The 9,888-nt window shown below is 60.9% G+C and carries 12 protein-coding genes and 1 tRNA gene; 5 read left to right on the top strand and 8 right to left on the bottom strand.

From position 1 onward, the window contains the following. The 4 genes from EOA24_RS15985 to EOA24_RS16000 all read right to left on the bottom strand — a co-directional run. Positions 1–152, bottom strand: a 152-nt coding sequence (locus tag EOA24_RS15985) for an ATP-binding cassette domain-containing protein (RefSeq protein ID WP_127409904.1), incomplete at its 3' end; no start/stop codon positions are given. After that, complete coding sequence (locus EOA24_RS15990; protein ID WP_126082828.1) at positions 149–931, bottom strand: ABC transporter permease; 783 nt, start codon at positions 929–931, stop codon at positions 149–151. The genes EOA24_RS15990 and EOA24_RS15985, both read right to left, overlap by 4 nt. Positions 932–933: 2 nt before the next feature. Beyond that, entirely contained in the window at positions 934–1,779 is an 846-nt protein-coding gene (locus tag EOA24_RS15995; RefSeq protein ID WP_126082827.1) for an ABC transporter permease, read from the bottom strand. Between the two features lie 8 nt (positions 1,780–1,787). Beyond that, complete coding sequence (locus EOA24_RS16000) at positions 1,788–2,870, bottom strand: spermidine/putrescine ABC transporter substrate-binding protein (protein ID WP_126082826.1); 1,083 nt, start codon at positions 2,868–2,870, stop codon at positions 1,788–1,790. Positions 2,871–2,963: 93 nt separating this feature from the next. Between EOA24_RS16000 and EOA24_RS16005 the strand changes: the two genes are divergently transcribed. Together EOA24_RS16005 and EOA24_RS16010 are read left to right on the top strand one after the other, a co-directional pair. Next, positions 2,964–3,578: a TetR/AcrR family transcriptional regulator gene (locus EOA24_RS16005; protein ID WP_126082825.1), complete on the top strand. Its 615-nt coding sequence runs from the start codon at positions 2,964–2,966 to the stop codon at positions 3,576–3,578. A gap of 392 nt (positions 3,579–3,970) precedes the next feature. Beyond that, positions 3,971–5,149, top strand: a complete 1,179-nt coding sequence (locus EOA24_RS16010) for a hypothetical protein (protein ID WP_127257012.1) — start codon at positions 3,971–3,973, stop codon at positions 5,147–5,149. Positions 5,150–5,257: 108 nt separating this feature from the next. Here EOA24_RS16010 and EOA24_RS16015 read toward each other — a convergent pair. Together EOA24_RS16015 and EOA24_RS41600 are read right to left on the bottom strand one after the other, a co-directional pair. Then, positions 5,258–5,333, bottom strand: a tRNA-Thr gene (locus EOA24_RS16015). 109 nt (positions 5,334–5,442) lie between these two features. Continuing rightward, on the bottom strand, positions 5,443–5,610 hold the full coding sequence (locus tag EOA24_RS41600) for a hypothetical protein (RefSeq protein WP_189353961.1): 168 nt from the start codon (positions 5,608–5,610) through the stop codon (positions 5,443–5,445). A 227-nt stretch (positions 5,611–5,837) separates the two neighbouring features. On the opposite strand from EOA24_RS41600, the gene EOA24_RS16025 reads away from it, so the two are divergent. Beyond that, a complete protein-coding gene (locus tag EOA24_RS16025) occupies positions 5,838–6,155 on the top strand; it encodes a BA14K family protein (protein WP_126082823.1) in 318 nt (105 codons plus the stop codon). A 488-nt stretch (positions 6,156–6,643) separates the two neighbouring features. Here EOA24_RS16025 and EOA24_RS16030 read toward each other — a convergent pair whose 3' ends face one another. After that, a complete protein-coding gene (locus EOA24_RS16030) occupies positions 6,644–7,063 on the bottom strand; it encodes a hypothetical protein (RefSeq protein ID WP_126082822.1) in 420 nt (139 codons plus the stop codon). Positions 7,064–7,216: 153 nt separating this feature from the next. Here EOA24_RS16030 and EOA24_RS16035 point away from each other — a divergent pair, with 153 nt between their 5' ends. Further along, positions 7,217–7,576, top strand: coding sequence for a hypothetical protein (locus EOA24_RS16035; protein WP_126082821.1), 360 nt, complete (start codon positions 7,217–7,219; stop codon positions 7,574–7,576). Here the strand turns inward: EOA24_RS16035 and bhcR are convergent. Next, positions 7,573–8,394 (bottom strand): HTH-type transcriptional regulator BhcR, encoded by an 822-nt coding sequence (bhcR, locus tag EOA24_RS16040; RefSeq protein ID WP_126082820.1) that lies wholly within the window; start codon positions 8,392–8,394, stop codon positions 7,573–7,575. The genes EOA24_RS16035 and bhcR overlap by 4 nt on opposite strands. 203 nt (positions 8,395–8,597) lie before the next feature. On the opposite strand from bhcR, the gene gcl reads away from it, so the two are divergent. Further along, positions 8,598–9,888 (top strand): glyoxylate carboligase (gene gcl, locus EOA24_RS16045; RefSeq protein ID WP_127409905.1); only part of this gene is annotated, 1,291 nt, incomplete at its 3' end.

Here is a 9,888-nt window from a genome sequence, read left to right on the forward strand (position 1 = left end):
AGGATCGACAGCAGCGTCGTCTTGCCGGAACCCGACGGCCCAAGCAGGATCGTGTAGCTGCCGGGGTCGATCGCCAGCGAGACGTTCTTCAGCACCGGCAACTGGCCGAAGCGGTGCGAGACGTTGCGGATGTCGACAAGGGGCGCGCTCATGCCGGCTTTCTCCGCAACAGCGTCAGTTCGAAAAACACCACCAGCACGATGGAGACGGCAAAGACCAGCGAGCCGACGGCATTGGTCTTGGGATTGAGGCCGGAACGCAGCAGGTTCCAGATTTCCACCGGCAGCGTCGTCTCGAAGCGGGTGAGCAGGAAGGAGATGACGAACTCGTCCCAGGAAAATGTCATCGACAGGAAGAAGCCGGCGAAGATCGCCGGCGCCATCACCGGCACGGTGATCAGGAGCAGCACCTTCCATTCGGCGGCGCCGAGGTCGCGCGCGGCGCGCTCGATGTTGATCTGGTGGTCGCCCATCTGGCTGTAGATGATGGCGAAGCAGAGCGGCAGGTTGATCACCACATGGCCGATGCCGGCCGCAAGCAGCGATTTCGGCACACCGGCCCAGTTGAACAGCACCAGCAGGCCCATGCCGATGATGAGATAGCTGACGGTGAGCGGCAGCGTGATCAGCCCGCGCAGCAAGGCCGAGCCCGGCAGGACGAAGCGCGCGAAACCCCAGGCGGACAGAAATCCGAGCGTGACCGATGCGAGCGAGGACAGCACCGCCACCAGCAGTGAATTGACCAGCGCTGAGGTGAGCCTCGCGTCTGAAAGCACCGCCTGGTACCAGCGCAGCGACGGGCCGGTGAAAGGCGGTATAGGGAAGGAGGTGGCCTGCAGCGAGAACAGCACCAGCACCACCACCGGCAGGAAGATGAAGCCATAGACGGCGACGGCGTAGAGCCAGGCGGCGAAGCGGACGGCGGCGCGCATCGTCAGGCCCGCTCGATCTTCAGCCAGCGCGCGCAGGCGAGATAGGCGATGGTGACGACAGCCATCAGGATGATCGACAGCGCGGAGGCCAGCGGGAAATCGCCGCGCCGGCCGATCTGCATCATGACCAGCTGCGGCATGACCAGCTCGTTGTTGCCGCCAAGAATCTGCGGCGTGATGTAGTCGCCGATGCAGAGCACGAAGGTAAGGAAGGCGCCGACCATGATGCCGGGCAGGGTCAGCGGCAGCACGACATGCAGGAAGGTCCGCACCGGCCCGGCGCCGAGATCGGCGGCCGCCCTGCGGTAGCTCGGGCTGAGCTGCTTCAGATTGGCGAAGATCGTCAGCGTCAACAGCATGACGAAGAAATGCACGAAGCCGGTGACGGTGGCGAAACGCGTGTTGGCGAGCTGCAGCGGCTCGGCGATGAGGCCCATGCCGGTCAGCGCCCGGTTGATGACGCCGTTCTGCGCCAGCACCAGCAGCCAGGAATAGGAGCGCACGACATAGGAGGTCCAGAACGGCAGCACGGCAAGCATCAGCGCCAGCCGTTGCCAGCGTTGCGGGACCATTTCGGCGAGGATCCAGGCGAAGGGATAGGCGAGCAGGATCGAGATCACGGTGACGATAGCCGTGACCTCCAGTGAGTTCACCATCGACCGCCAATAGGACGGATCGGTGAAGAACTGGCTGTAATTGGCCAAGGTGAAGCCGCCGCCTTCATGCGCGGTGAGGCTGGAAAACCCCATGGCGATGAAGGGCAGCACGAAGAACAGCAGCGTCCACGCCAGCGCCGGCGTGACCAGCGCCCAGGGCAGGGCACGCGAGTTGCTTCCAGAAACACTCATCGGCCGATTTACTGCGCCTGCAGCATCTCGGTCCACATGTCCTGCATCTTCTTGTCGAGGTCGGCGTTCGGCGCCGGATAGGCCTGGGCGCGGGCGAGGAAGCCAGGTTGCTCGTCGAAGCGCAGGATCTTCTTCTGCTCGTCGGTCAGCGCCGCCTTGGTGTTCGCCGGCATGCCCCAGTAGCAGGACGAGGTGGCAAGCCGCGCCTGGCCCTCAGGGCTCATGATGTACTGGATGAATTTCAGCGCCATGTCCTTGTTCTTGGAATCCTTGAACATGGCGAGCGACTGCGACCAGAGCACAGCACCTTCCTTCGGGATCGAGAAGTCGAGCGCCGGATTTTCCTTGGCAAGGCCGGCCGTGACCCACTCGCCGCCGCCGACAAGAACGTCCACCTCGCCGGTGGCCAATGCGGTCTGGCTGGCGGTGACCTCGCCGACCAGCTTGGCATTGGCCTTCATCTTGAGGAGCTCGGCCTTCAGCGCTGGCAGGTCGGCCTCGGTGAGATCGGCGGTCTTCTTGCCGATCGCCAAAGCCGCCATGCCGATCACCGGCAGGTAGTAATCGTAGATCGCGACCTTGCCCTTGTATTTGTCGCTGGTGAGCGAGGCCAGCGACTGCATGTCGGCCGGGTCGACCTTGGTCTTGTTGAAGCCGATCGTGTTGTAGCCGAACTTTTCGGTGATGCCGTAGCGCTTGCCGTCGACGATGGTCGACTTGTCCATCTTCACTTCCGGGAAGAGGTCGGCGAAGGGCAATTTATCCTCGGGCAGCGGCTCGAACAGGCCTTTTTCGACGCCGCGCGGCACGTCGATGGAATCGATCACCATCACGTCCCAGTCGCCGGGTTGCGACTGGTCGACGATGGCCAGCCCCGCTCCGGTGCCTTCGAACTCCTTTACGTTGACCTTGACGTCGTTTGCCTTCTCGAAGGGCTCGAGCAGCGCCGGATCGGAATGGTCGCACCAGATCAGCGCATTGAGATCGGCGGCCTCAGCGCCACCGGCTGCAAGAAGCAGCGCGGCGACCGCGCAAGCGGCTGCGAGATGGGACTTGAGGGTGGAAAGCGGATTGCGGGCGTTGACGGTCATCGAGTGTTCTCCCTGCCTTGCTGGCTTGTTGGAAGAAAAGTTGAACCAATTCTAAAATTGAGTCAATTATGATTTTGTGGCAAAGAGGCCGATATGAGCGGATTGCGCGAACGGCAGAAGGCGGACAGGCACCGCCGCATCATCGATGCGGCCACCGCGCTGTTTCGCGAGGCCGGCTATGAAGGCGCCAAGATCGAGGCGATCGCCGCACAAGCCGAGGTCTCGATCGGCACGATCTATAATTACTACCAGAACAAGGGGGACATCCTCGGCGCCATCGTTTCCATGGAGGTCAACGAGGTGCTGAATGCCGGGCGAGGCGTGGTCGCCAGCCCGCCCGCCAATGTCGGCGACGCGCTCGACACGCTGATCGGCATCTATATCGAGCACTCGCTGAATTACCTCAGCAAGGAGATGTGGCGCCAGGCGATGGCGATTTCGACGCAACTGCCCGACAGCCTCTTCGGCCAGACCTACACCGCGCTCGACCGCGAGCTGACCCGGCAGATCAGCGCGCTGATCGCCCGCCTGCAGCAGATCGGCCTTGTGCGCGCCGACATCGACGGCTCGGCGGTGGGCGAGCTGATCTTCAACAACATGAACATGATGTTCATCGAGTTCGTGAAGCGCGACGAGGCGAGGATACCGGAGCTGAGGGCGGCGATACGAAGGCAGAACCGGGTGCTGGTGGCGGCGATTGGGGTGTGAGCTCGCCGTACGACTATGCTGCGAAGGGCCTGGAGATCCCCATTCGAATGGAAATTTTGGCTTAGCTGTGATGCCGTCAATGTCATTCTTTTATCTTACCCCACATTCCACCTGTGAAGCTATCGGTGTCCGCGATCTGTGAAGCTATCGGTGTCCGCGATCCTCAAAATCTGAACGGGGTCTTTGTTATACCGCAACCCGAACCATCCTTCGTATTCCAACCGGACAGAAAATTCTGCCATCGGTCTCCAGAAGCGCGCCAAAAATATCTCAATTGGATTGGCTAATCTCCGGGTACGTGTCCACTTCCAGAGGCTTACTGGCGGTAAATGCAAGCTAGCAATGCTGCTTAAACGCGCTATGAACGTGGCATGAGTGCGGGCGGAGACGGGGTGATAGATGTTACGCCGCTGGTCGAGGTCGCTCGACCAGCGGGTGAGAACCTGCCATTTATACCCCGCCGTTTCCAGGCTGGCGGTCGGCTTGAGATTGCTGACAGCGCAGGCATCCAAAACACATTTATTACGACTTGTGTCCTTTGCGGTGGGGTGATCGCGGGGGAAGAAGCGTCGCTGGAGCATCCACTTCCGCAATGGCTGCACAAATATGCTGGCGATGTGGGCGAAAGGAAAGCTTCAGCTTTCCGAGTGTCTGAGACCATTCAACCGACTTGGCGTCAGCTTAGCTTAAATTCCCACAAAGAATGCAACAGGTTGTTTGCGCGGAAGATAGAGGACCCATCGATCACGGCTGTGAAAGCCATGGTTGATGGCGGGAGATTGACGTGGACCCAACTTGACGCGGCCTTCGATTGGCTGGACAAGATAAAATCCGCTTCTGCACATATGGCGACCGCGTTGCGTGGTCACAATATTCGACTTGGCTATGGCGATATATCGTTTCCCAACAAACGTGTGGGAGCATTTGATCGACTAGCAATAATTTACAGGATATCAGATGGTAGGCCTCCACTTGACCTGTGGGATTGTCTCAACGATGGTTTTCTGACAACGCCGTCAGCAATCACGCTCCGTGTGAAAGACCTAGTTATCGTGTATTCCAGCAGTACCTTTTTGTTATCAACAGCTTTCGGACTCGGGAAAAGCATGAATCAGAACGGTTCGGCCACGTACATTCCCGGTGCGGGAATTTTCGCCCCGGGCTTTGGAACCCGTTTTTGTCGCATTCCTTCTGCCAAGATTCTAGCCCAACCGATGCGTCGGCAATATCAGAAAGAGGGTTGGTTAGATCATAGTCCTGCTCTTCAGAAAAATGGCGATGGCAGGGTTTACGAGCTAATTGGAAGCAGGTGGATTAGGGTAAGAAGTTGCGACTTCTCAGTTCTGCCAAAACTTAACAGTCGGCTGGGATACGCGTTGGCCGCCCTCGAAACTGTCGAATGGATCATCCTTTCTAAAGAGCAAGACGAAGCGCGGTATGGGACGCCTGAAAGTTTCTTCCTAAAGAGCCTTCCTGCGCTGCATGACGAAAAACGACAGCTGATAAAGTATGTAACCGACCTGCGAGGCGGCTTGCCTATATCTGAAAGCGACCGCACAACGGGTCCGTAAAGTGGGTCCGGCCTTCATCATCGGGAGAGATGCGAGAGATCGGCCCCGTTAAGCACGTGCGCGTCAGGGGGCGAGGTATCAAGAAGTCAGGCTGAGTTGTGAAACTTCTGGTGCCCCCGGCAGGGATCGAACCCGCGACCTTCGGTTTACAAAACCGCTGCTCTACCAGCTGAGCTACAAGGGCACGGCGCTCCGGTAGCACATTTCGTGCGCCAGTAAAGACAAAACTCAGTTTTGGCTTGCTGGTGGAGGCTGTGGCTTTGCCGACCTGCTGAAAAGTGGCGCACCGCTTCCTACATCCTGTTCAGGCGCAATCGCATCGAACGGGGTGCCGCATGATCAGATTCGTCATCATCCTGCCGCTCATAGTCGTGACCTGGCTTCTCCTGGTGAAGGTCGTCAGCGATCTGAAGAAAGGCCAATATCGACTGGACCGGCGTCGCCACTTTCGTCGGCTTCATCGTGCTCGCCTTCTGGCTGAGGCATGTCACGGGGATGGGATGAGGTGAGCGAATAGCGAATAGCGAATAGAGGACCTCAGTTCTGGTCGCTATTCGCTATTGCCTACGCGCTATTCGCTACTCCCTTGGAAAAAATCTCAAAAAATCTTCGAACCTTTCTCGATGCCACGGCGACAGACGATCAAGAGGCGGATGGTTCGCCTCTCCAACGAAACCAGGAGATCGTCATGTTCAAGCGCACCATCGTTTCCGGCCTCATCGCCACCACCGTCGCCGCCGGCTCGCTCGTCGGCACCGTCCAGCCTTCGGCCGCCCACGGCCATCATCACCGCCGCGAGCTCGGCATCGGCATCGCCGCCGGCGTCGGCGGCTTCGTGCTCGGCAGCCTGCTCGCCCAGCAGCAGCCCCGCACCGTCTATGTCGAGGAAGGCGGCTATGAAGGTTCCTGGCATGTTCGCCGCTGCATGGCCCGCTACGGCAGCTATGACCCGGATACGAACACCTATATCGGCTACGACGGTTACCCGCACTATTGCCATCTGTAAGAGAAGGCGGGCCAGGAAAGAGGGGCTGCACGCGGCCCCTTTTCTTGCGTTCGAGCGTTAGACACCAGTTCCCAGCACAGGGATTTTGACTGGTCGGCTATGTTTATGTTGCGCATGCCTTGGAGATTGGCCGAAACGCCACTCAGTCGTCATCCACGGGCGGAGCAAGGAGCGAAGCGACGCGCGCAGACCCGAGGATCCATTCCGTGATGCATGAGCGCTGCCGCGGTGCAGAATTCTGCTCCGCTGCACTCTTAACCACGGTCACGGAATGGATTCCAGGGTCTCCGCGACGCCGCTTCGCGGCTGCTCCGCCCAGGGATGACGAGGTTGGAAGGCTTCGGCCAATCCTTGGCGTTTGCGCTGATTTCCCGGAAAGGAACGGTGAAAATCGTGCCCGTCGACAAACGGCAGCTTTCAAAATCCCTGTGCAGTGCCACCAGCCTAACTGGCTTGGTTAAGCGAACAGCTTTCCCGCCCCGACCGATTTAGGAATTGGGCTTCAGCTCCGGCATCGCCAGTCCGGCCGCCTTGCAGGCGCCGCTGACTGAGGCGTCATTTATCGCGACGAGTTCGAAACTGTTTCCGGCATCGGGATAGATCTTGCCGATGAAAGGCTCGTTGCCGCCCGAAGAACCCTTGTCGTCGACATAGCCGCACACCACGATTTCGTGGCGGCCGTTCAAACTGCGTTCTCCGGCGAGCATCGTTCGGAACTTGGCGGCGAGCGGGTTCTTCAGGTGCTGGCGGACGCCGGCGGTGACGATCTCCTCCATCGCCAGCGAGATCGGAACAGGATCGACCAGCGGGTTGCCGCTGGGATTGCCGATGGGTTCGACCGGCGCCGGTGCCGCCGCCACGCATCCGCAAAGCGAAGCGGCGGATAGAAGGACGACTGTTTTCCGCATGCGTGCCCTTTCGCACGCATCCCGACGCCCCGGCAAGATGGTCAAGCCGGTGGTCCGGCCTATGCCCGGTCGGATCCTGCCAGGCATCCAGCGATGTACAGCGATTTTGCAAGCGTTTAGTCTGGCTTTGGCGCCAATCGAGGGGAGGGTGGCATGGACCAGCAGGATCCCAAGGAAGAACGGGTCGAACCAGTTTTCCGCAACGGCACCATCACCATCGTCGGCATCCTGCTTGCGTTCTCGCTAGGCTTCATCACGCATTGGGCGGCCAACCCGATCCCATGGCAGACCTACCACCTGGTCGCCGTCCTGCCGATCCTGGTCGGCATTGCGCTGCAGATCCGGGCGCTCGCCATCCTGCTCGACATCAAATCCCTGCAGCGAAGCGTTCATGACCGCGCCAGTCGGATATTTATCGCCGGCCTTATCCTGGCGGCCTGCGGCGTCGGGTTGGCCATCCTGCTCGATTTCTTCGACATATCGGCCAAGAGCGCCTTGCCGGGCGTGTCCTAATACGCTTTCACGCCCCCGATCATCTTCGTCACCTCGACCGCGGCGTCGTGCACCAGCGGGCCGATTTCGGCCAGCCGCTCGGGCGTGACCCGCACCGTCGGGCCGGACACCGAAATGCCGCCGATCGGCTCGCCATATTCGTTGAAGATGGCCGCGGCCACGCAGCGCATGCCCGGGTGGCGTTCCTCGTCGTCCACGGACCAGCCGCGATGCTTGATGGTGGCGAGATCGTGGGCGAGGGCCGAGATGTCGGAAAGCGTCTTGTCGGTGTAGCGCTGCAGGCCTGCCTTGCGCAGGATCGCGGCTACCCGTTCCGGCTCGAGATGCGCCAGCACTGCCTTCCCGATGCCGGAAGCATGGAAGGGGCTGCGTGTGCCCGGCCGGAAGAAGGCGCGGATCGCCTGATGCGTCTCGACCTGGCTGACGAAGACGACGCAATCATCCTCGGCGACCCCCAGATTGGCGGTCTCGCCGGTCTTCTCCATCAGCTCCTGCATGACGATGCGGGCGCGGTCGACCAGCTTGCGCCGCCGCAGGAAGGCGGCCCCCATGCGATAGGTCTCGACGCCGACCGACCAGAGCTGGTCGGTCGTATCGAACTCGACCATGCCGTGGTTTTCCAGGGTCGTCAGCATACGATAGGCGGTGGAGGCGGCAATGCCGCTTTGCGCGGCGATTTCGCTGAGCGACAGGCCGCTGGCCTCGGCGACGATAGCGAGGATGCGCAGCGCCCGGTCGAGCGACTGCACCGACGCCGCTTCGGATGGACCATTGAAGGCGCGCGGCCGGCCGCGCTGGCGTTTTTCCGTCGTTTCCATAGGCGGCATTCTCGCTGAATTCGCGCGAGGTGCAATGAAAAAGTTTTTCATCGTTCTGGCAGGGTGAATTTCTGGAAAACCGAAAATGACGTGAATTCAACGGGTAAACGCCGTTTGCTAGAAATGAAAAAATATTCTGAAAAAATTGAAAAATCGAACGCGCGCTGTCACTATCAAGCCAACCAACGAAATGGAGGCTTGCAATGGCCAGGATGCGCGCTGTCGACGCGGCGGTTCTCGTTCTCGAAAAGGAAGGCATCACCAATGCCTTCGGCGTGCCGGGCGCGGCGATCAACCCGCTCTATTCGGCGCTGAAGGCGCGCGGCACCATCCGCCATGTGCTTGCCCGCCATGTCGAGGGCGCCTCGCATATGGCCGAAGGCTATACGCGCGCTAAGCCCGGCAATATCGGCCTCTGCATCGGCACGTCCGGTCCGGCCGGCACCGACATGATCACCGGCCTCTACTCGGCCTCGGCGGACTCCATCCCGATCCTCTGCATCACTGGGCAGGCGCCGCGCGCCCGGCTGAACAAGGAGGATTTCCAGGCCGTCGACATTGCTTCGATCGCCGCGCCCGTCGCCAAATGGGCGGTCACCGTCATGGAACCTTACCTGGTGCCGATGGCGCTGCAGAAGGCGTTCCACCTGATGCGCTCCTCGCGCCCCGGGCCGGTGCTGGTCGACCTGCCGCTCGACGTCCAGCTTGCCGAGATCGAGTTCGACATCGACGCCCATGAGCCGCTCGCGCCCTTCAAGCCGGCGATGACACGCGCCCAGGCCGAGAAGGCGCTTTCGATGCTCAACGAAGCGGAAAAGCCGCTGATCGTCGCCGGCGGCGGCATCATCAATGCCGATGCATCCGACCTCTTGATCGAGTTCGCCGAAGTCACCGGCGTGCCGGTCATCCCGACGCTGATGGGCTGGGGCGCGATCCCCGACGACCATCGGCTGATGGCCGGCATGTGCGGCCTGCAGACGTCGCACCGCTACGGTAACGCGACGATGCTGGCGTCAGACTTCGTCTTCGGCATCGGCAACCGCTGGGCCAACCGTCACACCGGCTCGGTCGACGTCTACACCAAGGGCAAGAAATTCATCCATGTCGACATCGAGCCGACGCAGATCGGCCGCGTCTTCGCGCCGGATCTCGGCCTCGTCGCGGATGCAGGTGCCGCGCTGAAGATCCTGCTCGACGTCGCCACCGAATGGCGCACGGCCGGCAGGCTGCGGGACTGGTCGGGCTGGGCCAAGGAATGCCAGCAGCGCAAGAAGACGATGAAGCGCAAGACGCATTTCGAGCAGGTGCCGCTGAAGCCGCAGCGCGTCTATGAGGAGATGAACAAGGCCTTTGGCCGCGACACGACCTATGTCACCACCATCGGCCTGTCGCAGATCGCCGGCGCGCAGTTCCTGCATGTCTACAAGCCGCGCAACTGGATCAATTGCGGCCAGGCCGGACCGCTCGGCTGGACGCTGCCGGCAGCCCTCGGCG

Source organism: Mesorhizobium sp. M2A.F.Ca.ET.039.01.1.1 (assembly GCF_003998035.1).
In the GTDB taxonomy this organism is placed as follows: domain Bacteria; phylum Pseudomonadota; class Alphaproteobacteria; order Rhizobiales; family Rhizobiaceae; genus Mesorhizobium.

Bases quoted from the DNA above. Each gene is read 5' to 3' on its own strand.
- EOA24_RS15990 (WP_126082828.1), bottom strand. From the start codon at position 931: ATGCGCGCCGCCGTCCGCTTCGCCGCCTGGCTCTACGCCGTCGCCGTC.
- EOA24_RS15995 (WP_126082827.1), bottom strand. From the start codon at position 1,779: ATGAGTGTTTCTGGAAGCAACTCGCGTGCCCTGCCCTGGGCGCTGGTC.
- EOA24_RS16000 (WP_126082826.1), bottom strand. From the start codon at position 2,870: ATGACCGTCAACGCCCGCAATCCGCTTTCCACCCTCAAGTCCCATCTC.
- EOA24_RS16005 (WP_126082825.1), top strand. From the start codon at position 2,964: ATGAGCGGATTGCGCGAACGGCAGAAGGCGGACAGGCACCGCCGCATC.
- EOA24_RS41600 (WP_189353961.1), bottom strand. From the start codon at position 5,610: ATGAAGCCGACGAAAGTGGCGACGCCGGTCCAGTCGATATTGGCCTTT.
- EOA24_RS16025 (WP_126082823.1), top strand. From the start codon at position 5,838: ATGTTCAAGCGCACCATCGTTTCCGGCCTCATCGCCACCACCGTCGCC.
- EOA24_RS16030 (WP_126082822.1), bottom strand. From the start codon at position 7,063: ATGCGGAAAACAGTCGTCCTTCTATCCGCCGCTTCGCTTTGCGGATGC.
- EOA24_RS16035 (WP_126082821.1), top strand. From the start codon at position 7,217: ATGGACCAGCAGGATCCCAAGGAAGAACGGGTCGAACCAGTTTTCCGC.
- bhcR (WP_126082820.1), bottom strand. From the start codon at position 8,394: ATGGAAACGACGGAAAAACGCCAGCGCGGCCGGCCGCGCGCCTTCAAT.